The sequence below is a fragment of the Dermabacter hominis NBRC 106157 genome (genome assembly GCF_001570785.1).
GTDB classification, from domain to species: domain Bacteria; phylum Actinomycetota; class Actinomycetes; order Actinomycetales; family Dermabacteraceae; genus Dermabacter; species Dermabacter hominis.
In genome coordinates this window covers 535,406-559,668 of the sequence record NZ_BCSI01000001.1, presented here as the reverse complement: position 1 = coordinate 559,668, position 24,263 = coordinate 535,406, and the positions used below count along the sequence as shown (strand labels likewise).

Here is a 24,263-nt window from a genome sequence, read left to right as displayed (position 1 = left end):
GGACTCACGCACGAAGGTTAGCCAGCGATGTCCTCAACAGAAATGTCCTCGGAAATCGGCTCGAGCTCGCCCTCGGCGTTCTTCGTTGCGAAGGTGAAGACCCCGAGCGGGCCCTCGCCTTCGGCGTCGATAACGATCTCGTCGCCGTCCTTCACCTGGCCGAACAGGATCTTTTCGCTGAGCGCATCCTCGATGTCGCGCTGAATGGCGCGGCGAAGAGGACGGGCGCCGAGAACTGGGTCGTAGCCCTTTTCTGCGAGAAGCGTGCGTGCCTGCGGCGTCAGCGTCACCGACATGCCGCGCTCCGCGAGGCGCGTATCGAGGCGTCCGACCATAAGGTCGACGATCTGCGCGATCTCCTCGCGAGACAGCTGCGGGAACACCACGATGTCGTCGACGCGGTTGAGGAACTCGGGGCGGAAGTGCTGCTTGAGCTCCTCATTCACCTTCGCCTTCATGCGCTCATAGCTCGTCGAGAGGTCGCCGCCGGCCTGGAAACCAATCGAAACGCCCTTCGCGATGTCGCGCGTGCCGAGGTTGGTCGTCATGATGATGACCGTGTTCTTGAAGTCCACGACGCGGCCCTGCGAATCGGTGAGGCGGCCATCCTCGAGGATCTGCAGGAGCGAGTTGAAGATGTCAACGTGCGCCTTCTCAATCTCGTCGAAGAGCACGACCGAGAACGGCTTGCGGCGCACCTTTTCGGTGAGCTGACCGCCCTCGTCGTAGCCGACGTAGCCCGGAGGCGAACCGAACAGGCGCGAAGCCGTGTGCTTCTCACCGAACTCCGACATATCAAGGGTGATAAGAGCATCCTCGTCGCCGAAGAGGAACTCGGCGAGAGCCTTCGCGAGCTCGGTCTTGCCAACGCCGGTGGGACCGGCGAAGATGAACGATCCGCCAGGGCGCTTCGGATCCTTGAGGCCCGCGCGGGTCCTACGAATCGATTGCGACAGCGCCTTGATCGCTTCGTTCTGGCCAACGACGCGCTTGTGCAGCTCGTTTTCCATATTGAGCAGGCGCGTGGATTCGGCCTCGTTGAGCTTGACGATCGGGATGCCAGTCGCAGCAGCGAGCACCTCGGCGATGACGTCATCGTTCACGACGCTGATCGAATCGGATTCGCCGTTGCGCCACGCGTCTTCCTTGGCCTTGCGCTCGGCCGTGAGCTTCTGCTCGTCATCACGGAGACTCGCAGCCTTTTCGAAGTCCTGCGCATCGATCGCAGACTCCTTCGCCCGCTTGGCCTCCTCGATCTTCTGGTCGTACTCCTTCAGTTCGGGCGGAGCCGAGAGGCGGCGGATACGCAGGCGCGCACCGGCCTCGTCGATCAAGTCGATCGCCTTATCCGGGAGGAAGCGGTCATTGACGTAGCGGGCAGCGAGCTGCGCCGCCGCTTCGAGGGCATCATCCGTAATCGTGACCTTATGGAAGGACTCGTAGCGATCGCGCAGCCCGCGGAGGATGTCGATCGTTTCCTCCACGCTCGGCTCCTCGACCTGGATCGGCTGGAAGCGGCGTTCGAGCGCTGCATCCTTCTCGATGTGCTTGCGGTACTCCTCGAGAGTCGTGGCACCGATGGTCTGCAGCTCGCCGCGCGCGAGCATCGGCTTGAGGATGTTCGCCGCGTCGATTGCGCCCTCTGCTGCACCGGCACCCACGAGCGTGTGGATCTCGTCGATGAACAGCACGATGTCACCGCGGGTCTTAATTTCCTTGAGCACCTTCTTCAGGCGTTCCTCGAAATCGCCCCTGTAGCGCGAGCCCGCCACGAGCGAACCAAGGTCCAGCGTGTACAGCTGCTTATCCTTGAGCGTTTCGGGGACGTCACCCGCGACGATCGATTGGGCGAGCCCCTCGACGACGGCGCTCTTGCCGACGCCCGGCTCGCCGATCAGAACGGGGTTGTTCTTCGTGCGGCGGCTGAGCACCTGCATGACGCGTTCGGCTTCGCGCTCACGGCCGATGACGGGGTCGAGTTCCTGGTCGCGAGCCGCCTGCGTGAGGTTGCGCCCGAACTGATCGAGCACGAGGGAGCCCGACGGTGTCCCCTCTTGGTTGCCGCCACCGGCGTTCACGGTTTCCTTGCCCTGGTAGCCCGAGAGGCGCTCGATGACCTCCTGGCGCACGGCAGCGGGCTGGGCGCCCATGCGCGTGAGGACCTTGACAGCCACGCCATCGCCCTCGCGCAGAAGGCCGAGGAGGATGTGCTCGGTGCCGATGTAGCCGTGGCCGAGCTGAAGCGCCTCGCGAAGGCTCAGCTCGAGGACCTTCTTAGCGCGGGGCGTGAACGGGATGTGCCCCGTGGGGGCCTGGGTGCCCTCAGTGATGATTTCACGCACCTGTTCGCGCACGCCCTCGAGTGTGATTCCGAGTGATTCGAGGGCCTTGGCTCCCACGCCCTCACCCTCGTGGATGAGGCCCAGGAGGATGTGCTCGGTGCCGATGTAGTTGTGGTTGAGAAGACGCGCCTCATCCTGCGCGAGCACAATGACTCGGCGGGCGCGATCGGTAAACCTCTCGAACATGAATCTCCCTTGGTGTTTCGGCGTTGCCTACGAGCCTACTGCCTGCCTACTTTCGAGGGGCGGTTGTTCGCCAGCGGCGTGAAAGGCCCGCGCACAAGCGCCTAGGATTGAATGACGAGTCATCGCCGGTGTCGCATTCACAGCTGAGACGCGGCTGGCGAGCCGTACGTACGGTGCCCGCCTCACACATCGAAGGAGCAACGCCACTTATGAGTCACTTCGCGACTGTTTCGCGCGATCAGGCGCCTCTCACCGTCGAGCGCGCCGATGCGGTGCTCGTCGGCGCGGGCATCGCGTCGGCGACGCTCGCAATGCTGCTAAGCGAGCTAGAGCCGTCGTGGACGATTGTCGTGCTAGAGCGACTTGACGGGGCGGCGCTCGAGTCCTCGCACGCGTGGAACAACGCGGGCACCGGCCACAGCGCACTGTGCGAACTCAACTACACGCCCGTGGATGCGCACGGCCGTATCGCGATTGAAAAGGCGGTCGCGATCAACGAGAAATTTCAGATCTCGAGGTCGTGGTGGGCCCATCTCGTCGACGCCGGCCACCTCGAGGCTCCGCACGAGTTCATCCGAACCGTCCCCCACATGAGCCTCGTCCTCGGGCACGAGAATCGACGGTTCCTCAAGGCCCGGCACGAAGCCCTTGCCGCGCATCCGCTCTTTGCCTCGCTCGACTACACCGAAGACCCAGCTACGCTCGCCGAGTGGGCTCCGCTCGTCATGGAGGGCCGATCCACGCGCGAGACTCTCACGGCGACCCGCTCCCTTGCGGGAACCGACGTCGACTTTGGTGAGCTCACCCGTTCTCTCCTCGCCGCAGCCGAAAGCGTTCACACCAGCGTTCACTACGGCGCCGATGTCGTTGACCTGCGGCGCATGGGGCGCGAGTGGGGCGTCATGGCCCGCACGAGCAACGGCACGCACGTCGTTCGAGCCCCATTCGTCTTCGTGGGCGCAGGCGGCGCGGCACTCCCCCTCCTCCAACGCTCCGGTATCGATGAGATTCGCGGCTACGGCGGTTTTCCCATCTCGGGGCAGTGGCTGCGGTGCACGAATCCCGAGCTCGCCGCGCGACACGAGGCGAAGGTGTATGGGAAGGCAGCCGTCGGAGCGCCCCCGATGAGCGTTCCCCATCTTGATACGCGCATCATCAATGGGACTCGCGAGCTCATGTTCGGCCCCTACGCCGGCTGGAGTCCCAAGTTCCTCAAGTCCGGCTCCGTCACGGATCTTTTCCGTTCCGTTCGCCCCTCGAACGCCCTTCCCATGGCATCCGTGGCCCCGGGAAACCTCGATCTCTTGGCCTACCTCACGAGCCAGCTCACGCAGAGCTTCGAGGATCGCCTTTCAGCTCTTCGGGAGTACATGCCGCGCGCCGAAGCTCAGGATTGGGAACTGCTCACCGCGGGTCAGCGCGTGCAGGTGATCGCGCCCAAATCGCGCACACGTGGAACGCTGCAATTCGGCACCGAGCTCATCACGTCGGCCGATGGCACCATGAGCGGACTTCTAGGCGCCTCCCCCGGTGCCTCGACCGCTACCTCCATCATGCTCGGCCTGCTCACGCGCGCTTTCCCCGAGCACAGCAGCGCGTGGGCACCGCGGCTGAGAGCGATGTTCCCCGAGGGCGAGAGCCCGCGTGACAATCTCGACCGCACGAGCCGCATTCTTGGCCTTACGCAACCACCTCGATGAAAGGACACTCATGAGCTTCACCAATTCCCCTTTCAGGGGCACGGTTATTACCCTCACAAACGGTGACGCACGCGCAGAGCTCACGAGCGTGGGCGCCGCCCTCAATCGCTTCAGCATTGGCGGCCGAGATTTTCTCGTGCCGAGCCCCCTCGACGAGGTGCAATTCGGCTATCGCGGCGGCATCATCGCGCCGTGGCCAAACCGCATCGGCGACGGCGTCTATACGTATGACGGAGTTGAATACGAACTTCCGCTCAACGAACACGAAAGGCGAAATGCGCTTCACGGGCTCGTATGCTGGAGCGATTTCTCCGTAGAAAACTGCACGGAAAACTCGGTCGAATTCGCGCACCGTATCGTCCCCGTGCTGGGGTATCCCTTCCCGCTCGAGATTCGTGTGCGCTACACGCTTCACGACCGCTCGATCGCGACTGCAGTGACGGCAACCAATCTCGGTCAGCGCACCGCCCCGTACGGCGTGTGCCCGCATCCTTATGTTGTGCCGGGGCCCGAAGACATGGCCGAATGGAGCACGCTCGTGCCAGCCTCCCACGTTCTCGAAGTCGACGACCGGCTCCTTCCCGTCGCCCTTTCGCCGGTCCAAAACAACCCCGACCTCGACCTCAACGGCTCCCCCATCGGCGAGCGCGCCATCGACCACGCCTACACGGGATTTTCTGAAGGACGCATTAGCGTGCGCAGCGCGAGCGGCGAAGTGTGGGTCCAGTTCGATCCGAAGGAACTCCCCTGGGCACAAATCCACACGGCCGATCACCCGGACCCGAGCAAGAATCGTGCCGGCCTCGCCGTCGAACCCATGACGTGCCCACCCGATGCTTTTCGCTCCGGCACGAACCTCGTGCACCTCACCCCCGGGGCCTCGCACACCGCCTCGTGGACCATCGGCGGCACCGTACTCGATTAGCGGTTTCCCAAGGCAAAGAAAAAGCGCCGCCCGGATTAATCTCCGGCGCGGCGCTTTTGAGGTACGGAAACGCTCAGCCTTCGTGAGCGGCGTAGTAAGCCTCGCGAACCTCGGCGGCAATGCGGCCGCGATCCGAAACATTGTAGTTGTTCTCAAGCGCCCACTTGCGGATCTTCGCGGTTTCCTTCGCGCTGCTTGGCGTGCGCGAGCTGCGACGCGCGCGACCACCCACGCGGCGGGCGGCGACGATCCACTTGGTCATATCCGCGTGGAGTTCCTCGACGTGAGCGTCCGAGAGGTCGATCTCGTAGTCGACTCCCTCGAGGGAGAATGAGACGGTGAGATCCGCCTTCGAGCCGTCAAGATCATCGACGAGTTCGGTGAAAGTCTTGGTTGCCATCGAGGCCATCCTCTTAAAGTTTTAGAACGTTGGTCGACCGATTCAGCGGCGAAGCGCGTCAACGGTTAAAGGCAGGATAATCGCTCACAACAAAGGTGGCAACCACTTTAGCGCAATTAGAAAGCGCGATTTTATTTCAACGTCGTTGCGTCTTTACGTTTTTCCTCGTTGGCGGTTTGTCCCGTTCTTACAAAGCGTGCCGCCTCGGGATGCGCGGCAATGTACTCGCGCTCGGCTTGTCTTTCTGCCTCACGCTGATGCTTATCGGCGCGCACAATCGAGCGAAGAACGAGCCAGAAAAGGAGCCCAATCCCGATCGAAGGCACGAGCGCTCCAAGCTCGAATGCCCAATCAATATTTCCCACTGTGCGCCTCCTTCGATGGTTACTGTTCGTCGGCAGGAGCAAGGTTCACGAGCGCATTGTCGATCAGACGTACACCCTCAACCCTCGCGGCGAGCACGACGAGCGCCTCGCCCACGAAAGCCTGGTCAATCTCCTCGAAAGTCGCCGGGTTGACCGCGAGCCGGTAATCCCACGTCACTCGCGAAGATTCCTCATCCGTGCGAAGAAGCGCGAGAAGCTCAGCCGCCGTCGGGCACTCAAGCGCCTGAGAAAGGAGACCCGAAAGCGCGAGGGCATCCGCCCGCCCGCTTTCACTCAAATAGCTATTGCGCGAGCTGCGCGCGAGACCCGATTCTTCGCGCACGATCGGCACCCCCACAATTTCGATGCCCAGATTAAAATCGTGGACGAGCCGACGGATAACCGCGAGCTGCTGCGCGTCCTTTTGGCCAAAGATCGCGACATGAGGCTGAGCAAGAAGGAAAAGCTTGAGTACGACGGTCGCCACGCCATTAAAGTGGCCGGGGCGAATCTCACCCTCGAGCATGCGCCCAATCGGCCCCACATCAACCTGGAACGGTTCCGGGTACGGGTACATGTCGCTAGCCTCGGGGGCAAACATCGCATCGGCGAGCGTGTCGACGAGTTCGAGGTCTGCTTCGAGCGTACGCGGGTAGCGCTCATAGTCCTCGCCGGGGCCGAACTGAAGAGGGTTCACGAAGTTCGACACGATCACGTGGTCGGCACGCGAGCGTGCCTCGCGAATGAGACTGAGGTGTCCCTCGTGGAGCGCCCCCATCGTAGGTACGAGCGCGATACTCCCCTTGCCCTTGATGCCAGCCCGGTATGCCTGCAGTTCCTTAACTGTGCGGATGAGCGTGGTCATGTCTCCTGCCTCGTCTCGTGATCGCGTGCAAGAAGCAATTCTAATGCCGCTTTATCCGCATCGCTGATCGGCGCGATGTCGAGCGCGGCACGCGCGAGGGCTCGGTACGTGGGCAAGGTGGAGCCAAGGTCCAGCTCAGTAAGTGCTGCAATATGGTTTCCGACGGTTCCCGCATCACCGCGCTGCACGGGCCCCGTGAGCGCGCCGGGTCCACGCCGAAGCACCTCCTCGAGACTCGCCTGAAGGAGGGGGCTCACGAGCAGGGAAGGGTCTTCGACACCGATCGAATCGAGGATCGCAAGCACCTGACTCACGAGCACGACGAGATGGTTCGACCCGTGCGCGAGTGCCGCGTGGTAGGCCGCGCGGTCCCCTTCCGCGATATCGACGCTTATTCCGTCAAGTTCAAGCACGAGCGCTTTCGCAATTGGCGCGAACATCGGCCGGGCCGTAATCGCCCATGGGCAGCCCACGAGTCTGCCAAGATCAAGCGAGGTTCCCGTGAACGTCATCGCCGGGTGGAGCGCGAGGGTGATCGCCCCCGCCTCTTCGAGGGGCCGAAGAACGTCTATCCCGTAGCGGCCGGAGGTGTGCGCGATGATCTGCGCCCCCGGGACGACCCCGCGCTGCGCGAGGCTCGCCGCGAGTGGGGCGAGGTCGTCGTCGGGAACGGCGAGGATGACGAGCTCGCTGCGCTCCACAACCTCTTCGGGTTCCAGGAGGGGCGCACCGGGAAGGAGAACCTCGGCGCGCTCCCGGGAGGCGTCGGACCGTGCCACCACGCCCGTGACTTGGTGCCCCGCCGCACGAAGCGCGTTGCCGAGCACCGCGCCCACGCGCCCCGCGGAAACGATGCCGACGCCCATGCGTGCAGGCTCCGCAGGGCTCACGCCGTTCCGCCCAACAATCGCGGCTGAAGCCAGCTTTCACGCGCGCTAAAGCGGCGTGACAGTCCTGCGTCCGCGCCGAGGGTCGCGCACAGAGCTGCCGCATCAGCAACGGGGATATCGTGAATCTCGAAAGACCCGCCCGCATAGGCGATTGACAGATCAGCGCAGCCTATGCGCCGAGAGATTGGTCCTTGCGAAAGTTCAACCCCCTGGATGCGGTCGCGAGGGATCACGGCGACGGTGCGAGTAAGCCACCCCTTGCGCCCAAGAAGCGCGTGACGGGTGAGCGCGTACACGTGGGTGCGCCGGCTGATCGGGTTCGACCAGTGGAAGGGCCGCGCGCCGGGCAGCTGCGATTGCGGCGCCGCGAGAAAACCCTGGAGCAGGGCCGTGTCGCTCGTGCCCAGCACAGCGGGGCTCGGCGCCTCAGCCCCGTCATGCATCGCGGGGTGCACGATGAGATCGCCCGTCGGCGGCATGAGATGCGAGAGCGTCGCTTCGAGTTCGGAGGCGGTTCCCACGGGAAGAATACGGCCGGAGCCTTCCGTCACGGACTCGAGTTCCTCCATGCCCGCGGTTTTCGCGGTCACGTCGCACCAACCGCGTGAACGCCACAGGAGCGGCTGCGAAATCTCTACCTCTTGAAGCTTCGAGGCTGTGAGGTTATCGCTGCGCGAGTTCAAAAGTCCTCGCCGCGCACGCAGACCCGTCTCGGTCGCGCGTGAGGTGAAGCCCCAGCCGGAGTCGACGCGCGAGAAAATCATTCGAGGAGCCGCAAGCAGCGCGGGAACCAGCGTGAAGAGCGATGCTGCCGAGAGCGAAAACTCGCCACTTGCAAAGGACGCGATAAGCCAGATCGCCGTCATGACGATCGAGAACGCGAGCCAGATCATGAGCGAAATATCAAGCACGAGCGAGTGAAGGATGCGCGAGGTCGGGATCCGCGCCAGCAGTTCGCCATTGGAATCCGAGTCATAGGCAACAGACTCGGCGCGTTCTACGATGCTCGGTGCGCCTTCGCCCACTTCGCCTGGCACCGCGTTTTCGGAAGCCTCAGGCGCGGTCTCACCGGGTGCGGGGTTCGCCGCCACACGCCCATGAGGCGGCACATCCCCGCGGGCGAGCTCGAGTATCGTCGAGTGGATTTCTTCGGCCTTCGCCCTACCTAGGTATTGAAGGTCCACGTGGGACTCGCCCGCGCCTGCAAGCTCGATGCGCACCTTGGAGAGCCCCACAAGCCGCGCCATGAAAGGCCGTTCAACAGATACCGAGTCGATGCGCTCACGCGGGGCAATTCTGCGTTTCGTGCTCAAGAATTTTTCACGCACGAAAACGCCGTGTTCCGTCACCGCATACGTCGTGATCCACCACGGGAGCGCGCCGGTAACAATCGCCACGAGGATGATGCCAAGGGCGCCGAGCCCGAAGAGCCGTAGATTATCGGCGTTCACGACTCCGTGCTTGGCGAGGTCCTCGATGAGCTCGTAGTTTTGAAAACCGACGATCGCCACGATCGCCGTGACGAATTTCCAGCCCATGACGAGCGGCGTGAGAGGGTGGAACCTCGAGTATGCGGACTCCGGTGGGTCATTGGCGAGAGCGGGAGACTGTTCGGTCACAGCGCCGCCATCTTTTCACTTGCCTCGCGAGTCACGAGGTCGCGAATGCGCTCGGCCTCCTTGCGCTCGAGGCCCGGAATCGAGAGGTCCGAGATCGAGCCTCCCGCGGTTTTCAGCGTGATGGTCGAAAGCCCGTACGCGCGCTCGATGGGGCCTTCGTCGATGTTGATGTCCTGGATGCGGCCGTAGGGAACGATCGTGACTGAGCGGAACATAATGCCGCTGCGAAACACGATGTCGTTGTCGCGAGTGAGGTAGCCAAGAGCGCGTGCGCGGCGAGGGGTGAACACGATCGACTGGGCCACGAGGAGGTACACGGGGATGGTGCACAGGTGCACCCACCACGGCCATGACAACACGGCCGTGACAATGTGGAGCGCGATGCACGCCGCAATCATGAGCACCCACCAGGCGAGGTTGCCGAGAAAACGCGCCTTCACGAGCTTTGGCGACACGCGTGCCGTACGCGGATCGGTTGCGGAAAAAGGCTCGTCGAGCATCGTGCGCTCGATGTCGGCCGCCTCGAGAGTCGGCATCGGAACTACTGAGTTACTCATGAGAATCTTTCTAGCACAGCGGCTGCGGGGGCTTCAAAGGGAGCCTGCGCTCTCACCCGCGCGGCCCACGGACCCGGAGTCGGTAGGCGGCAGAGTCCCCCACCGTTCTACGATAAGCCCGATCACCGCGAGGATGAGCGCGCTAAGCGCGTCGAATCCGAGTGGAAGAATCGCGCCGGAAAGCGTCCCGCCCCCGGATGTCGCGAGAAACGCGCACATACCCGCGTAAAAGCCTGCACCAATTGCCCCCGTGTAGGCCGCGGCACGCGCGGCGATGAGAATCTGATAGGCAACAACCATGTCAAGCTGGTGCTTGCGCGGCGTGAGCGGGTGAGTTCGCGCGCGCTCACGGGATTCATCGAGATATCTCTTCACGCGAAGCCCCAGGGCAAGAACGACGGCGGAAAGAACCAGGAACACCATTCCCGGCATGATGCCGGCAACGGGGACCGGGGCACCTCGCGAGGCGAACGCGAGAGACAGCCCGTGGCCCGCTAGGCCTGCCACGAGGGCTATTCCTACAAGTCGGAGCGCAGGAGTTTTTGACATCACACGCCCTTGCGTGGGCGAGCCTCGCTCGCGAAACCAGCAACGCGGGGACCGGGGCGCAGCCCCGCACGGTCAGGGGCGACCTTCACGAGGTCCGACGCTTGCCGGCCATCGGGGAAACTCCACTCGGGGTCGATGTCAAGCATCGGTGCGAGAACAAAGGCGCGTTCGTGTGCTCGCGGATGCGGAAGCGTGAGTCGCTCATCGTCGCACGTGAGCTGTCCCCAGGAAATGAGGTCGAGGTCGAGGGTGCGCGGCCCCCACCGAAGGGTGCGGGTGCGCCTTGCAGCATTCTCGATCTCGTGAAGTGAGTCGAGAAGCTGCCACGGACTGAGCGATGTCTCAAGGAGCGCGGCGGCGTTGAGGTACACGTCCTGATCAATATCGCTTACGGGATCGGTTTCAAAAACGCGGCTCGCGGCGATGAGACGGGTCTCGGGGATCCGCGCAAGTGCCGCGAGAGCGCCGGCGAGGAAGTCCTCGCTATCGCCAAGATTTGAGCCGAGCGCGATAAAGGCGCTCACGGGTGCCGCGCGCCTCGTGAGACGAACGCGTGCGTCGGTGAACGGCTGCGGAATCGGCGCGGTGGGCTTGTGGACGCTCACGCTCACTTCGCGCACGAGGAGATGCCGCTCAAGTACGCACTGAGCGATGCGCTCGGCGAGAGTTTCGATCAGGTCGACGCTTCGCCCCGCGACGACTTCCTCGGCGATTGCCGCGGCGTCCGCGTAACTCACGCTGCGCTCGAGCGCGTCATCCCGCCCCGCCGAGCGCGTGTCGACACGCATATCGACATCGATGAGAAAGTCGTGACCCTGCGCTTTTTCACTCTCGAAAACGCCGTGCTTGCCGTGTACGCGCACGCCGTCGACCGCGACGTGGGATAGCGGCGCGGGTACAGAAAAGGCAATATCACTCCACGTCATGCTCGAGCACCGCTTTCATAGTTGCGGTCCGCAAAGCCTGCGCCGAGCCCCATATCGCGCCCATCAGGACCCGCCATCAGTCGCTGCATGACGCGGATGTTCGCGACGCTCGAGGCGACGTCGTGGACGCGCACCGCCCACGAGCGGCGAAGCTGCGCAAGGCCACTCAACGCCGCCGTGCCGGCGTCCCGATCAACATCGAGAGCGCTCACAAAGCGTTTGCGGCTCACGCCGATGAGAAGTGGGAGCTCGAGTGCCTCGACCTCACCGATCTGGTCATAGAGATCCCAGTTGTCCTCGCCGGTCTTCGAAAAACCGAAGCCGGGATCTGCGACGATACTTTCACGGGCAATGCCCGCGCTCACCGCCCTGTCGATTTGCTCGCCTAATTCGCGCGCGACGTCTGTGCCAATGGCCTCGTAGCCTGTGCGAGACATTGCCTCCTGAGAGTGGCCGCGCCAATGCATCGCGATATAGACGGGGGCGGTACCGAGATGGGTCGTGAGGCCGGCGACCGTGGAGAACATGGCGGGATCAGCGAGTCCAGCCGACACGTCGTTGACGATGAGCGCGCCCGCTTCGACCGCGGCACGCGCAACCGAAGCGCGCATCGTATCGATACTCACGCACATGCCGCGCTGTGCAAGGGCCTCAACAACGCGCACCGTGCGGCGAAGCTCCTCTTCTTCACTCACGCGACTTCCCCCCGGACGCGTCGATTCACCCCCGACATCGATGATGTCCGCGCCCTCGCTCACCAGGCGCTCGGCATGGACGATCGCATCCTCAAACTGGTTGTGCCGGCCACCGTCGGAAAACGAATCCGGGGTCACGTTGAGCACCCCCATGACGAGCGTCCGCTCGCACGTGAGCGAGGAGGGCAGGCCTTTCACATGCCGCCAAGCGGGAGCGCTAGAGAAGTCCAAAACCGATCGCACTTTGCTCATGTGATGCCCTTTCTCGCCTCGGTGGGCGACATCGCCAATCTCAGTGGTGCAGACCCGTAAGAATGAGGCTCATCGCCTCCGAACGCGTGGCCGCGTTCGATTGCAGGGAACCACGCACGGCACTCGTCACGGTCTCCGCATTCGGAGACTTCACGCCACGCATCGCCATGCACAGGTGCTCGGCCTGAAGAACAACAATCGTGCCGTGCGCCTGGAGCTCCTCGTGGATCGCATCGGCGATCTGGCTGGTGAGCCGCTCCTGCACCTGGGGCCGCGCCGCGTATCCCTCGACAAGCCTTGCGAACTTGGACAGCCCCGCGACAGTTCCGTCCTTGCCGGGAACGTACCCCACGTGGGCGCGGCCGAAGAAAGGCACGAGGTGATGCTCGCACATGGAATAGAAGCGGATATCGCGCACAAGAACGAGCTCGCGATGCTCGACCTCAAACTTCGTCTGCATGTGGACGCGGGGATCCTCGTGGAGGCCGCGAAAAACCTCCGCGTACATGCGGGCGACGCGACGGGGAGTATCCACAAGCCCGTCGCGGCTTGGGTCCTCACCAATCGCCTCGAGGATCTCACGAACGGCGTGTTCGATCCTCGCGTGATCGATGCTACCCACCGCGTTGTGACTCTCGCTCATCATCTCTACTTTCTTTTCCCGGGCTCGCTACTCGGCACCCGGGATGTGCGGAGAACCGTCACCCGGTTGCGGTAGCTCGGGAGGGGTGCCGCCGAGTTCCTCGCCAGCCTGCTGGTTCTCGGTACCGTCAGGAACGCTGCTACCGATCGTGCCGGGGCGGTCGCTACCCGCGAGCGGCTCGTTGAACACGGGGCGGTCCTCGCTCGACTGCCACACCTCGCGCGGCGGGCGCTTTGTGACGTCCTTGAAGATTTCAGCGAGCTCCTTCTCACCGAGAGTCTCCTTCTCGAGGAGTTCCTCGACGAGATGATCGAGCACGGGGCGGTTGGTCTTGATCACGCTCCAGGCCTCATCGAGCGCGTTGTCGAGCAAGCGGCGGATCTCTTCATCAATAAGGCGAGCCGTGTCCTCGCTGTAGCCGGGACCCTGGCCCTGCTGCATGCCTACGAAGACCTCGTCCTGTCCCTTGCTCAGGGCCACCTGGCCCACGACACCGCTCATACCGAGTTCAGTGACCATCGCGCGGGCGATGCCCGTCGCATTCTTGAGATCGGAGCTCGGGCCGGTCGTGACATCGTGGAAGATGCCCTCTTCGACCGCGTAGCCACCCATTGCGTAGGCGAGGCGGTCGAGTAGCTCGTTGCGGCTTTGATAGTTGCGGTCCGCCGTCGGCACCACCATCGTGTAGCCGCCCGCGCGACCGCGCGGCAGGATCGTCACCTTCGTGACGGGTGCTGAGTTGTTGAGTGCCGCGGCGACGAGTGCGTGCCCACCCTCGTGGTAGGCCGTCATCTGGCGCTCGCGCTCGGTCATGACTTTCGAGTAGCGCTGCGGGCCCATCGATACTCGGTCGATCGCCTCGTCGAGTGCACGCATGTCGATGATCTGATTGCCCGAACGAGCCGTGAGAAGCGCAGCCTCATTGAGAACGTTGGCGAGATCGGCACCGCTCATGCCGATCGAACGGCGCGCGATGTTATCGAGATCGACGTCGGCAGCGAGAGGCTTGCCTTTCGCGTGCACCTCGAGGATCTTGCGTCGACCCTTGAGGTCCGGAGTTTCCACCGCAATCTGGCGGTCGAAACGACCCGGGCGAAGTAGTGCCGGATCGAGGATGTCGACGCGGTTGGTCGCGGCGATGAGGATGACGTTTTGGTGCTCCTCGAAACCGTCCATCTCGACGAGCATCTGGTTGAGGGTCTGCTCGCGCTCGTCGTGGCCGCCGCCCATACCGGCTCCGCGGTGGCGCCCCACGGCGTCGATCTCGTCGATGAAGATGATCGCCGGTGCGTTTTCCTTCGCCGTATTGAACAAATCGCGCACGCGGCTCGCACCAACGCCCACGAACATCTCCACGAAGTCGGAGCCCGAAATGGAGTAGAACGGAACCCCTGCCTCACCGGCAACGGCCTTCGCGAGGAGGGTCTTACCCGTGCCCGGAGGGCCGTAGAGGAGGACGCCCTTCGGAATCTTCGCGCCCACGGCGTGATAGCGCTCGGGGCTCACGAGGAACTGCTTGATTTCATCGAGTTCCTCGACCGCTTCGTCAGCACCCGCAACATCCGCGAACGTCACTTTCGGCATGTCTTTGTTGAAGAGCTTCGCCTTCGACTTGCCGAACTGCATGGCGCGCCCGCCACCCTGGGCATTCATCATCCAGAACCAGAAGAGGCCAAGGATCACGAGGAGCGGGAAGAACGTGAGCAGAAGCTGGCTCCACCACGATGGCGTTGCGATCTTATCCGTGTAGCCCTTCGCCGGCTTCGCTTCGCTTACCGCTTTGACGACGTCATCGCCGCGGTCGGTGACGTACGAAAACGCTACCCGCTTCCCTTTGTCCTCAAAGTCTTTCGTCAACACGAGGTTGACGCGCTGTTGATTGCCGTCGATGATTTCGGCTTGCTCAACGGTGTTGCCTTTGAGGAGCTCAAGCCCCTGCTCGGTGTCGATGTCCTGGAAACCGCCGCGTCCAAAAAAGTTCAGGGCGAGAAGGACGATCGCGAGAGTCGCGAGGCTCCACAGCCACAGATTACGGGCGGGGGATTTCTTTTTTTCTGCCATGTGAGGTGCTAATTCTTACGTTCTCTTGAGGGCGGAGCAAACGCCCCGCGCGCGTGTGGTGAATGAGCGCGAATCTACCCCGAATCGCTGGACAGGGGCTGTCAGAAGCCCCAATGTTCTCAATCGGCGTAGACGCTTGGCTTGAGAATCCCAATGTAGGGAAGGTTGCGGTACTTCTCGGCATAGTCGAGGCCGTAACCGATCACGAACTCGTTTGGGATGTCAAAACCAACGTATTTCACGTCGATATCGACCTTGACCGCCTCCGGCTTGCGCAGGAGGGTACAGATTTCGACGCTCTTTGGCCCGCGCGAGCGGAGGTTGGTGCGAAGCCAGCTCAGGGTCAGGCCGGAGTCGATGATGTCCTCGACGATGAGCACATGGCGATTGGTGATATCAGCGCTCAGGTCCTTGAGAATACGCACGACACCCGAAGATTTCGTGCCGCTGCCGTAAGAACTCACGGCCATCCAATCCATGTCCACGTCAAGCGTGATGGCGCGCGCGAGATCGGCCACGACCATGACTGCGCCCTTGAGCACGCCAACGAGAATCGGGGCCTCATCTTTGTAGTCGCGGTCAATCTCTGCGGCGAGTTCGCTGATCCGCTCGCGGATCGTCTGCTCGTCGAGCAGGATGCGCTCGACGTCCTCATCCATGGTCATGGGGGTCCTTCCCGGTGCGTCGCGTTATCGAGGTCACGGGGCCTCAGCCTGATGTATCGCGCACGCGACTGTCTCGGGCCCGGAAAACGATGAGTCCTTCGTCGCGTACCGCTTCGATCTTACCCGGAAGGGGGATGGGGCCCTGGCCTCGATAGGCGGAAACGAGGGAGTCAACGTGAAGGATCTGACGCCGAAGGAGCGACTTCCCGGAACTCGAGCCCGAACGCGCGCTCGCATGGGCGATCGCGCGCTTCAGCACGCGCGTGCGCAGGGCTCGGTCAAGCGGGGCCAGGGAATAAGCGTCAAGCGCGAGTAGTCCGGGGGTGGCACTCGGGGGGTTCCGACGCAGGCCCTCATAGGCCTCTTCCGCTTCCTTGTCGAGGTAGTCGGCATCGTCTCGCAGAAGGTCGGCGGTCCGCACGAGGTTCGCGGCCACGTGCTCGCCGAGAACGTCGGCGAGCATCGGCAAGGCGCGCGTACGGGCCGCGACCCGCAAGTATTTCTCGTCGTCGTTCATGGGATCGTCCCAAACGTCGAGATCGAGGGCGTCGCACACGGCCCGGGTGTCACGCCGCCACAGCCCCGTCTTCTCGTCCCTTCCCGTCCCGAGGAAAGGGCGAAGGAGTGCTCCTCGCTGGCGGGGAATCCCCGCGAGGGAGCGCGCCCCCGCTCCGCGTGCAAGCCCGAGCAGCACCTGCTCAGCTTGATCGTCGAGGGTGTGCCCGAGGAGAAGCCCGAGCGCGTGGCGCTCCTCGAGGGCAGCCGCGAAGGCTTCGTGGCGGGCGACCCTCGCCGCGTTCTCAAGTCCGCCTTCTCCGGCGGTATCGACGTGGATCCGGCGAATGTGGCAGCGTGCAAGCCCGAGCCGCTCACACTGGAGCGCCGCCCGCTCAGACACCGAGGCGGAGTGCTCTGATAGGCCGTGGTCGATGAGCACCGCTTCGACTTCGAGTCCGAGCCGTGACGCGACCCACTGGGTCGTCGCGGCGAGGGCAAGCGAATCTGCGCCGCCGCTCACCCCCACGAGAACGCGCGGTAGAAGGCCCGCCCCGTCGGAGCGATCGGCGCATTCCTCGAGCCGGGGGGCGAGGGCGGCGTTCACCGCTACGCGAGCACGGGCAACTGGTTCGGGCGGGCCGCTCACTACCCGGCCTCCTCGGGCGCTCCGTCGCCGGCAGGAGAAGCAGAAGAGTCATAGAGGCCGGCAGGCGTCGGACCCCCCGCGGCGACAATGGCGCTCGCCACATAGTCCACGACTGCTCGTGCTTCCCCGTACCCTGCCGAGGTTGAATCGTAGGCGAAAATCGCGTAGCCAACCACACGGCCGTCAGCCAGCACCATCGTGCCTGCAAGGGTCGAGGTCCCCGAGAGGGTGCCCGTCTTCCCGCGCACGATTCCGCGCGCTTGCTCCGCACCACCTTCGCCAAAGCGTTTCGTGAGAGTCCCCGTAAGGCCACCGATTGGGACAAGCGCGAAAGTATCCTTGATCGCAGTGGGCGCCTCCCCCGACGCCCACGCCGTGAGCTGCGCAAGAAGCAACGGTGAGATTCGGTTGTCCTTCGAGAGGCCCGAATTATCAGCAATCACGAGCCCCTCGGTGGTGAAGCCACCCTCCCGAGCGACGTCGTCGAGCTCGGCTTTGACCGCCTCTCGCGCCCCAGCGACCGTTCCGGGATGCCCCGTGTGCACCGCGGAAAGTCGCGCGAGCGTTTCTGCGAGCGAGTTATCGGAATACAGAAGTGTGTGCTTGATCCAGTCGCGTAGCGGCGCGGAGTGCACGGCGCCGATCTCGCGCGCCCCCTCGGGAGCGGAAGCGCGAGTAGGTGCCGCCTCCACCGTGATACCGCGCTCGGTCAAGAGCTGCGCGAATGCCTTCGCTGCTTCGAGGGACGGATCCTCGACTTTCGGGCCATAGGGAGTACCATCGGCGCGGCCACCATCCACACCGAGCGGGGTAATAGGAGCAACCCACCCACCGGCCGGGCCGTTATCGCCCCACGCCGGATTGACCGGATCGTTGCCGAAAAGCGAGTCGTCGAAAACGAGCTGGACTTTGGTTCGCCCCTCCTCTTTGAGCTTTGCTGCGCTCTGATCGGCGAGCGAGGCGAGCGAGGCTCGTTCGATGCCCTCTTTTGTCTCCTTCGCTTGCACGGTGAGGAGGTTGTCGCCACCACCGACGAGCACGAGACGCTCCCCATCGAGCACGGCTCGCGTCGTAAACGTTGTATCCGGACCAATAGCCTTCGCAGCGGCAAGCGCGGACAGAAGCTTCATGGTCGAGGCGGGAGTGAGCTGCACGCCTGATCCGTGCTCGGCGATGGTGTCGCCGCTCTCCGCATCCACAACCGCATAGGAGATCTTGCCCGAGAACTCCTTGAGCCGCGGAAGATCCGCTATCGCGGCGTTAATCTGATCGGCGCCCACGCGTGCTGCGGGCGATACCGCATCGTACGGACGCTCGTCATCCGTGCGCTCCCACGATTCACCTTCGGCAGGAACCCCTTCGACCACGGCCTTCTTCTGCGTGCGCACGGTGAGCACACCCGGAAAAGCATCGACGAGGTCGCCAAACGTATAAAAGGACAGCGGCAGCGCAAGTGCGAGGGCGGCAGCGAGAACCTCCACTGCCTTCGAGTTCGCCATTGCTGCCCACTCCTTCCCGCCTCAAGAAAACGCGCGACGCGCCCCGTGTGTCTGTGACTTCGTGCAAAGTTTACGCGCGCATGAACCACTCGCGGCACAATCGAGCGCCTGTGAGCGCTGAACTTCGCTATTGTTACACGCAGAGGGCATGCCCCTCGGTCAACATAGAACACCTTAGGCAATGGAGTCACGCACGTGGAATTCGACGTCACGATCGAGATCCCGAAGGGGAATCGCAACAAATACGAGGTCGACCATCACAATGGTCGCATCCGACTCGATCGCATGCTTTTTACGGCAACCCGCTACCCCGATGATTACGGCTTCATTGAGGGCACGCTCGGTGAGGACGGCGACCCGCTCGACGTCCTCGTCCTTCTCGAAGAGGCGACGTTCCCCGGCTGCCTGATTCGCTGCCGCGCACTGGGAATGTTCCGCATGCGCGACGAGTCGGGCGGCGACGACAAGATCGTCGCGGTCCCCGTTGGTGACAAGCGCCAGATCCGCCGGCAGGAGCTCACCGACATTTCGGAGTTCCACCGACTCGAGATCCAGCACTTCTTCGAGGTCTACAAGGATCTTGAGCCAGGCAAGAGCGTGGAAGGTGCTCACTGGGAAGGCCGGGATGACGCGGAAGAGGAAATCCGCGCCTCCTACCGCCGCGCGAAGGGCACGGAACACGAAAACGAGTTCACCCAGGACATCTAGTCCGTATCCCCCAATAATGAGGGCGCTCCCGTCTCATCGGGAGCGCCCTCGTTCTTTCGCGAGCAGCGTTTTCGCTATTCGTCGCTATTTTCTGTTTTCTCGGCAAGCGTCGAAGGGACCGGATCATCCACGTGGCTAAAGACCTCTCGGGCCGCCTCGATCACGGTCTTCGTGAGCGCCTTGTTCCCGAGGCCACCGATCACTGCGCCGATGCCAAACGGGATGAGGCGCCCGGCCCACAGCCCCGTGAAGCGACGCGTGACCGTACGTCGAATCCAGCGATTGACTTGTGTGTTCACCGCATCCGCGACAAACGGGGGCGCCATGCCATCGAGCACCGTCGACCACTGCAGGCCACTCTTGCCGAGGGCCTTTGTGACGATCTCGGTGCCTCGCTCACCACCGAGAATGGCGAGAATCACCGTGCGGCGCACTGTCGGATCACTCATGTCGACGCCACGCACATGGGCAATGCCGAGCGTCAAAAAGGCGCATGCCTCGGCAAAGGCGAAGCCCTCACCCGCGGTGAGCGCGACCGCGGTAGCGGTGCCAACCGCGGGAAGTGCGGCCACGCCGCCGATGCCGACGCCCGTGGCGACGGCCAGTTTCGTGAAGTGCCCCTCGAGTCGAGCGATGATCTGCTCATCACTCCACGTGGGGTTCTTGCGGCGAAGAGAGTCGACGTACTTGCGGGCGATCGGCCCCTGAAGTGCAAGAGCCTTATCGATCAGTTCAAACTGTTTGTCATCGATGGGCGAATTTTCGCCCTGTTCCTTCCCGCTCGATTTCTTAGACGTGCGCAGGTCCTTCGAGGCCATTGCTCTCCTTATCGTGGACGCTATCGGGCGCATCCGGGCGTTCTCACGCCCGCGTGCGGTGAAGATCAACGGCGCCGGGCTCAAGTTTGGCCACGCCACCGCGCAGACCAAGGTAGCGAACCGCGTCTGAAAGTTCGGTGTATCGATGCAGGTAGGAATCCTGAACAAACGAACGTTCAACACCGCGGTCGTGACACAAAATGCCATCGAGATGATCGCTCTCGTGCTGGAAAATCCGTGCGCGCCAGCCGGTCCAGACCTCGTCGAGTTCACGAACCTCACCGCCGGCGACGATCGCCGTGCCGCGCACGCGTACGCTCTTTGGACGCGGAACGAGTGAGCGCCAGCCCTCGACGCTGAGGCAACCCTCCCACCCAAACGTCACGGTGTCCTCGCCATCAATCTCTTCGTAGCGCGGGTTGATCACTGCCATGAGGGGAAGATTGTCACGGTCGTACAGCTCGTCATCGGCGTCGCGCTCCTCCCCCTCTTCGCGAACGACATCCTCCATGACAACGAGGCGAATCGGGATCCCCACTTGCGGGGCAGCGACCCCGACGCCGGGAGCATCGTGCATCGTCACGACGAGCGCGTCGATGAACTGCGCAAGGAGCTCCGGATCGAGCGAACCTGCGGCGTCCTTTGACTTGGCGCGAAGTGCCGGATGTCCCGCCTGCACGATCCGGAGCGGAGCGTTTTCGCTCGACCTCTTTGCGAGGGTTTTCTCAATCAGTTGCGCGAGGCTCGTCATGCCATCGCCGCCTTTCGTCGTCTATCGTCATCGCCTCGAAGGCCCGGGCCACGCCCATTTCTCCCGCGTTCCTCTCCGCTGCGAGAGCAGAAGGAACTCCGGGAGGCGGCAAGCGTCGGACTCCCCCGACAACACTACGGCTCCGCGAGTGTGGAAGGTCGGGAACACCCCTCGGCGCGTCCCGTATGGTCGGCGCCACAGTGGGGTATTGTTGTCCATACGTCAGCAAAGACCGCTGACTGTACTTCACAACGGATCGTCCGGCACGTACCTGCCGGTGAAGGGAATACCCATGGCAAAGGTTATTTACGACCACGCAAGCCGTATCTACCCGGGCAGCGACAAGCCCGCGGTTGACGACCTCAACATCGAGATCGAAGACGGCGAATTCCTCGTCCTCGTTGGCCCCTCGGGCTGCGGTAAGTCCACCTCGCTGCGCATGCTCGCCGGTCTCGAAGAGATCGATGCAGGCCGCATCTTCATCGGCGACCGCGACGTCACGAACGTGCCGCCCAAGGACCGCGACATCGCGATGGTCTTCCAGAACTACGCCCTTTACCCCCACATGTCGGTTGCCGACAACATGGGCTTCGCACTCAAGATCGCAGGCACGCCGAAGGATGAGATCCGCAAGCGCGTTGAAGAGGCCGCAAAGATCCTCGACCTCGAGCAGTACCTCGACCGTAAGCCCAAGGCTCTCTCGGGTGGTCAGCGCCAGCGTGTCGCCATGGGCCGCGCAATCGTGCGCTCGCCCCAGGTGTTCCTCATGGACGAGCCGCTCTCGAACCTTGACGCGAAGCTTCGTGTCTCGACCCGTACTCAGATCGCCTCGCTCCAGCGTCGCCTGGGCGTCACAACCGTCTACGTGACCCACGATCAGACCGAGGCTATGACTATGGGCGATCGCGTCGCCGTTCTCGCCGGTGGCGTTCTCCAGCAGATCGACTCGCCTCAGCGCATGTACGATCACCCGAACAACGTGTTCGTTGCGGGCTTCATTGGCTCGCCCGCCATGAACCTCATCGAACAGCCCCTGACCGACCAGGGCGTCGCCTTCGGTGGCTCCGTGATCCCCGTGGATCGCTCGACCCTCTCCGAGTCGAACGAAAAAGCCGTCACCGTCGGTGTGCGCCCCGAGGACCTCGAGCTCGCCGCGGACGGCCTCCCCGTCGAGGTCGACATGGTCGAGGTGCTCGGCGCTGACGCCTACGTGTACGGCCGCCTCGCTGGCGCGGGTGAAACGGACAAGCCGATCATCGCTCGCGTCGACGGCCGCCGCCCTCCGCAGAAGGGTGAAACCGTGCACTTCCAGCCGAAGGCTGACCACGTGCACCTGTTCGACCTGAAGTCGGGCAACCGCCTCGGCGACTAATCGCCCCACTCCTCAAACGAGGAAACATTCACAAAGAAGGCACGCGAATCGCGTGCCTTCTTTGCATACATCGCCCGAGAGTAGGAGAGAATAGAAGGCATGGCACCCATCGAGATCTCCGCAGCGCGAGCGGACGAGGCGCTCCTCGATCTGCCGTGGAGCCTCCCCCTTGCCGACTGGCCCGATTCGCTCCTCGCATCGCTCCCCCGCGGCATCTCGCGACACGTCGTCCGTTTTGCCCGTGTAAGTGGGCGAGTTCTCGCTCTCAAGGAAATCAACGAAAACCTCGCGCGCGCCGAATTCACGACCTTGCGTCTGCTCGGAAAACTCGGAATCCCCGCCGTTGAACCGTTTGCGGTTGTGAGCGGGCGCGAATCGGCCGAGGACGGCCGCGACCTCGACGCCATCCTGATCACGAGGCACCTTCAGTACTCCCTCCCCTACCGGGCGGTGTTCTCCCAGCTCAACAGCGAGGACACGGCACGCAAGCTTCTTGACGCGCTTGCCGTGCTGCTCGTCCGCCTCCACCTCGTCGGCTTCTACTGGGGTGACGTCTCGCTGTCCAACACCCTCTTTAAGCGCGATGCGGGCGCGTTCGCCGCCTACATCGTTGACGTCGAAACGGGTCAACTCGAAAGCCAGCTGACGACAGGCCAGCGCGAATACGATCTCGACATTGCGCGCACCAATATCGTGGGCGAAATGCTCGATCTCCAGGCTGCAGAGCAGCTGCCTGACAACGTTGATCCCATTGCCATCGGTGATCTCCTACTCGAGCGGTACACCGAGCTGTGGGATGCGCTCACTGGCCGCGAAACGTTCAGCGCGAATGAACGCTGGCGCGTGAGCGCCCGTATCGAGAAACTTAACGAGCTCGGTTTCGACGTCGACGAGCTCGACATGACAACCGACCTCGACGGCACGACCGTGTCGGTGCAGCCGAAAGTTGTGGACGCCGGGCACCACAGAAGGCGGCTCATGCGCCTTACGGGAATCGACGCTCAAGAAAACCAGGCGCGCCGGCTCCTCAACGACCTCGACCAGTACCGGGTTCTCACGAATCAGCAGGGTGAGGAAGAAGAGTTCGTCGCCCACGAGTGGCTTCAGGAGCAGTACGAGCCGGTCGTGCGGGCGATCCCCCGCTCGATGCGCAAGAAGCTCCCGGCTCCCGAGTTCTACCACGAGCTTCTCGAACACAAGTGGTTCATGTCGCAGCGCCTCGGCAAGGATGTGACGTGGGATAAGGCCGTCCAGGACTACATCCTGAACGTCCTTACCTATCGCCAAGACGAACGCGCCCTCATCACGTCGGAGACCTCGGCGATCCCGATCGTGACGGACACGGAGTTCTAGACCCCGCTGACCTTAGGCTCGGCCCGTGCGAGCGCGCGTGCCTGCAATCTCGTACAGCACGATCGAGGCGGCTACAGAGGCGTTAAGCGATTCGGTCGTGGCCGCCATGGGGATCGATACGATCGCATCGCATTTCTCGCGCGTGAGGCGCGAAATTCCCTTGCCTTCGGCACCGACGACGAGCATGATCGGGGACGTTGCGAGGTCCATATCCCGCGGCTCGAGTTCACCATCGGCATCGAGACCAACGACAAAGACGCCCTGTTTCTTGAGCGAATCGATCGCGCGGTTGAGGTTCGTCACCTGGGCGACCTTCACGCGCGTCGCGGCGCCCGCAGCAACCTTGTAGACGCTCGCGGTCATGTTGACGCTTCGACGCTCGGGAATGATCACACCGTGGGCGCCGAACGCGCCCGCGCTACGGAGTATCGCCCCGAGATTGCGTGGGTCGGTGATGCCATCGAGCGCGACGAGAAGCGGGGTATCGAAATCATTCGCGGCGATCTCGAGGAGATCCGCGGGATTCGCGTACTCGTAGGGCGGGAGCGTGAGAGCGACGCCCTGGTGAATAGCATCGTCGGTGAGCCGGTCGAGTTCGGCCCGCGTGGCTTCGTGCAACTGAAGGCCCTTTTGATGGGCAAGGCGCATGATCTCGCGTACGCGCTCGTCTGCATCAAGCCGGATGGCAAGAGTGAGCGAAAGCGCCTCCACGCCTTCTTGGAGCGCCTCGAGAACGGAGTTGCGTCCCGCGATCACCGTGGGGCGGTTTGCAGTGTCCTTAGGGGACTTGCGCGGTGGGCGGCGCTTGCCGGATTTGGCACCGGATTTTCCGACGGTGTCGTGCGTTCCCCTGTAGGCCTTGTGATGCGGGCGATCCTCCGCCTTCGGGGTGGGGCCGCGCCCTTCGAGGCGGCGGCGGCGCACGCCGCCGGATCCGACCTTCGGGCCCTTGCGGGAGCTCTTGTGTCCTGCCATGGT

General features: G+C 63.3%; 23 protein-coding genes. 5 read left to right on the top strand and 18 right to left on the bottom strand.

What is annotated here, in order from left to right:
• Positions 1-17 precede the first annotated feature (17 nt).
• Positions 18-2,528, bottom strand: a complete 2,511-nt coding sequence (locus tag DEHOM01_RS02510) for an ATP-dependent Clp protease ATP-binding subunit (RefSeq protein WP_061211327.1) — start codon at positions 2,526-2,528, stop codon at positions 18-20.
• 209 nt (positions 2,529-2,737) lie between these two features.
• Between DEHOM01_RS02510 and mqo the strand changes: the two genes are divergently transcribed.
• Together mqo and DEHOM01_RS02500 are read left to right on the top strand one after the other, a co-directional pair.
• Entirely contained in the window at positions 2,738-4,228 is a 1,491-nt protein-coding gene (gene mqo, locus DEHOM01_RS02505) for a malate dehydrogenase (quinone) (RefSeq protein ID WP_061211326.1), read from the top strand.
• Between the two features lie 10 nt (positions 4,229-4,238).
• Positions 4,239-5,153, top strand: coding sequence for an aldose 1-epimerase family protein (locus tag DEHOM01_RS02500; protein ID WP_061211325.1), 915 nt, complete (start codon positions 4,239-4,241; stop codon positions 5,151-5,153).
• Between the two features lie 73 nt (positions 5,154-5,226).
• On the opposite strand, the gene DEHOM01_RS02495 is transcribed toward DEHOM01_RS02500, so the two are convergent.
• The 14 genes from DEHOM01_RS02495 to DEHOM01_RS02430 form a co-directional block, all read right to left on the bottom strand.
• Positions 5,227-5,553, bottom strand: coding sequence for a histone-like nucleoid-structuring protein Lsr2 (locus DEHOM01_RS02495; protein WP_034372798.1), 327 nt, complete (start codon positions 5,551-5,553; stop codon positions 5,227-5,229).
• Positions 5,554-5,684: 131 nt separating this feature from the next.
• Positions 5,685-5,918: a hypothetical protein gene (locus tag DEHOM01_RS02490; protein WP_061211324.1), complete on the bottom strand. Its 234-nt coding sequence runs from the start codon at positions 5,916-5,918 to the stop codon at positions 5,685-5,687.
• Positions 5,919-5,937: 19 nt separating this feature from the next.
• Positions 5,938-6,783 (bottom strand): pantoate--beta-alanine ligase, encoded by an 846-nt coding sequence (panC, locus tag DEHOM01_RS02485; RefSeq protein ID WP_061211323.1) that lies wholly within the window; start codon positions 6,781-6,783, stop codon positions 5,938-5,940.
• The gene (locus DEHOM01_RS02480; RefSeq protein ID WP_259874957.1) at positions 6,780-7,673 is read right to left on the bottom strand and encodes a Rossmann-like and DUF2520 domain-containing protein; all 894 of its coding nucleotides are present in this window, start codon (positions 7,671-7,673) and stop codon (positions 6,780-6,782) included. The genes panC and DEHOM01_RS02480 overlap by 4 nt, the downstream gene beginning before the upstream one ends.
• Positions 7,670-9,292: a PH domain-containing protein gene (locus DEHOM01_RS02475; protein WP_061211321.1), complete on the bottom strand. Its 1,623-nt coding sequence runs from the start codon at positions 9,290-9,292 to the stop codon at positions 7,670-7,672. The genes DEHOM01_RS02480 and DEHOM01_RS02475 overlap by 4 nt, the downstream gene beginning before the upstream one ends.
• Positions 9,289-9,849 (bottom strand): PH domain-containing protein, encoded by a 561-nt coding sequence (locus DEHOM01_RS02470; protein ID WP_082738656.1) that lies wholly within the window; start codon positions 9,847-9,849, stop codon positions 9,289-9,291. The genes DEHOM01_RS02475 and DEHOM01_RS02470 overlap by 4 nt, the downstream gene beginning before the upstream one ends.
• Before the next feature lie 33 nt (positions 9,850-9,882).
• Positions 9,883-10,398 (bottom strand): DUF3180 domain-containing protein, encoded by a 516-nt coding sequence (locus DEHOM01_RS02465; protein ID WP_082738655.1) that lies wholly within the window; start codon positions 10,396-10,398, stop codon positions 9,883-9,885.
• Positions 10,398-11,324: a 2-amino-4-hydroxy-6-hydroxymethyldihydropteridine diphosphokinase gene (gene folK, locus DEHOM01_RS02460; protein WP_061211318.1), complete on the bottom strand. Its 927-nt coding sequence runs from the start codon at positions 11,322-11,324 to the stop codon at positions 10,398-10,400. The genes DEHOM01_RS02465 and folK overlap by 1 nt, the downstream gene beginning before the upstream one ends.
• Positions 11,321-12,217: a dihydropteroate synthase gene (folP, locus tag DEHOM01_RS02455; protein ID WP_369405716.1), complete on the bottom strand. Its 897-nt coding sequence runs from the start codon at positions 12,215-12,217 to the stop codon at positions 11,321-11,323. The genes folK and folP overlap by 4 nt, the downstream gene beginning before the upstream one ends.
• Positions 12,218-12,311: 94 nt before the next feature.
• Entirely contained in the window at positions 12,312-12,914 is a 603-nt protein-coding gene (gene folE, locus DEHOM01_RS02450) for a GTP cyclohydrolase I FolE (protein ID WP_061211392.1), read from the bottom strand.
• Between the two features lie 27 nt (positions 12,915-12,941).
• Positions 12,942-14,975, bottom strand: a complete 2,034-nt coding sequence (gene ftsH, locus DEHOM01_RS02445) for an ATP-dependent zinc metalloprotease FtsH (RefSeq protein ID WP_061211316.1) — start codon at positions 14,973-14,975, stop codon at positions 12,942-12,944.
• 119 nt (positions 14,976-15,094) lie between these two features.
• Positions 15,095-15,640, bottom strand: coding sequence for a hypoxanthine phosphoribosyltransferase (hpt, locus tag DEHOM01_RS02440; protein WP_439645378.1), 546 nt, complete (start codon positions 15,638-15,640; stop codon positions 15,095-15,097).
• A gap of 43 nt (positions 15,641-15,683) precedes the next feature.
• The gene (gene tilS / locus DEHOM01_RS02435) at positions 15,684-16,784 is read right to left on the bottom strand and encodes a tRNA lysidine(34) synthetase TilS (RefSeq protein WP_061211315.1); all 1,101 of its coding nucleotides are present in this window, start codon (positions 16,782-16,784) and stop codon (positions 15,684-15,686) included.
• Positions 16,784-18,283, bottom strand: a complete 1,500-nt coding sequence (locus DEHOM01_RS02430; RefSeq protein ID WP_061211314.1) for a D-alanyl-D-alanine carboxypeptidase/D-alanyl-D-alanine-endopeptidase — start codon at positions 18,281-18,283, stop codon at positions 16,784-16,786. The genes tilS and DEHOM01_RS02430 overlap by 1 nt, the downstream gene beginning before the upstream one ends.
• Positions 18,284-18,478: 195 nt before the next feature.
• Here DEHOM01_RS02430 and DEHOM01_RS02425 point away from each other — a divergent pair, with 195 nt between their 5' ends.
• Positions 18,479-18,991 carry an inorganic diphosphatase gene (locus tag DEHOM01_RS02425; RefSeq protein WP_016664322.1) on the top strand — a complete coding sequence of 171 codons (513 nt, stop codon included), beginning with the start codon at positions 18,479-18,481 and terminating at the stop codon, positions 18,989-18,991.
• A gap of 74 nt (positions 18,992-19,065) precedes the next feature.
• On the opposite strand, the gene DEHOM01_RS02420 is transcribed toward DEHOM01_RS02425, so the two are convergent.
• Together DEHOM01_RS02420 and DEHOM01_RS02415 are read right to left on the bottom strand one after the other, a co-directional pair.
• Positions 19,066-19,809 carry a hypothetical protein gene (locus DEHOM01_RS02420; RefSeq protein ID WP_061211313.1) on the bottom strand — a complete coding sequence of 248 codons (744 nt, stop codon included), beginning with the start codon at positions 19,807-19,809 and terminating at the stop codon, positions 19,066-19,068.
• Positions 19,810-19,852: 43 nt separating this feature from the next.
• Complete coding sequence (locus tag DEHOM01_RS02415) at positions 19,853-20,560, bottom strand: peptide deformylase (RefSeq protein ID WP_061211312.1); 708 nt, start codon at positions 20,558-20,560, stop codon at positions 19,853-19,855.
• Between the two features lie 292 nt (positions 20,561-20,852).
• Between DEHOM01_RS02415 and DEHOM01_RS02410 the strand changes: the two genes are divergently transcribed.
• Entirely contained in the window at positions 20,853-21,932 is a 1,080-nt protein-coding gene (locus DEHOM01_RS02410; RefSeq protein WP_034372768.1) for an ABC transporter ATP-binding protein, read from the top strand.
• Between the two features lie 99 nt (positions 21,933-22,031).
• Complete coding sequence (locus tag DEHOM01_RS02405; protein WP_016664318.1) at positions 22,032-23,285, top strand: DUF4032 domain-containing protein; 1,254 nt, start codon at positions 22,032-22,034, stop codon at positions 23,283-23,285.
• Between the two features lie 12 nt (positions 23,286-23,297).
• Here the strand turns inward: DEHOM01_RS02405 and rlmB are convergent, their stop codons facing one another.
• Positions 23,298-24,260, bottom strand: a complete 963-nt coding sequence (rlmB, locus tag DEHOM01_RS02400; RefSeq protein ID WP_061211311.1) for a 23S rRNA (guanosine(2251)-2'-O)-methyltransferase RlmB — start codon at positions 24,258-24,260, stop codon at positions 23,298-23,300.
• Between the last annotated feature and the right edge of the window lie 3 nt (positions 24,261-24,263).

Bases quoted from the DNA above. Each gene is read 5' to 3' on its own strand.
- DEHOM01_RS02470 (WP_082738656.1), bottom strand. From the start codon at position 9,849: ATGAGTAACTCAGTAGTTCCGATGCCGACTCTCGAGGCGGCCGACATC.
- DEHOM01_RS02510 (WP_061211327.1), bottom strand. From the start codon at position 2,528: ATGTTCGAGAGGTTTACCGATCGCGCCCGCCGAGTCATTGTGCTCGCG.
- DEHOM01_RS02420 (WP_061211313.1), bottom strand. From the start codon at position 19,809: ATGGCCTCGAAGGACCTGCGCACGTCTAAGAAATCGAGCGGGAAGGAA.
- DEHOM01_RS02405 (WP_016664318.1), top strand. From the start codon at position 22,032: ATGGCACCCATCGAGATCTCCGCAGCGCGAGCGGACGAGGCGCTCCTC.
- mqo (WP_061211326.1), top strand. From the start codon at position 2,738: ATGAGTCACTTCGCGACTGTTTCGCGCGATCAGGCGCCTCTCACCGTC.
- folE (WP_061211392.1), bottom strand. From the start codon at position 12,914: ATGAGCGAGAGTCACAACGCGGTGGGTAGCATCGATCACGCGAGGATC.
- DEHOM01_RS02465 (WP_082738655.1), bottom strand. From the start codon at position 10,398: ATGTCAAAAACTCCTGCGCTCCGACTTGTAGGAATAGCCCTCGTGGCA.
- DEHOM01_RS02500 (WP_061211325.1), top strand. From the start codon at position 4,239: ATGAGCTTCACCAATTCCCCTTTCAGGGGCACGGTTATTACCCTCACA.
- DEHOM01_RS02415 (WP_061211312.1), bottom strand. From the start codon at position 20,560: ATGACGAGCCTCGCGCAACTGATTGAGAAAACCCTCGCAAAGAGGTCG.
- DEHOM01_RS02410 (WP_034372768.1), top strand. From the start codon at position 20,853: ATGGCAAAGGTTATTTACGACCACGCAAGCCGTATCTACCCGGGCAGC.
- ftsH (WP_061211316.1), bottom strand. From the start codon at position 14,975: ATGGCAGAAAAAAAGAAATCCCCCGCCCGTAATCTGTGGCTGTGGAGC.
- folK (WP_061211318.1), bottom strand. From the start codon at position 11,324: ATGACGTGGAGTGATATTGCCTTTTCTGTACCCGCGCCGCTATCCCAC.
- panC (WP_061211323.1), bottom strand. From the start codon at position 6,783: ATGACCACGCTCATCCGCACAGTTAAGGAACTGCAGGCATACCGGGCT.
- hpt (WP_439645378.1), bottom strand. From the start codon at position 15,640: ATGACCATGGATGAGGACGTCGAGCGCATCCTGCTCGACGAGCAGACG.
- DEHOM01_RS02430 (WP_061211314.1), bottom strand. From the start codon at position 18,283: ATGGCGAACTCGAAGGCAGTGGAGGTTCTCGCTGCCGCCCTCGCACTT.
- DEHOM01_RS02495 (WP_034372798.1), bottom strand. From the start codon at position 5,553: ATGGCAACCAAGACTTTCACCGAACTCGTCGATGATCTTGACGGCTCG.
- rlmB (WP_061211311.1), bottom strand. From the start codon at position 24,260: ATGGCAGGACACAAGAGCTCCCGCAAGGGCCCGAAGGTCGGATCCGGC.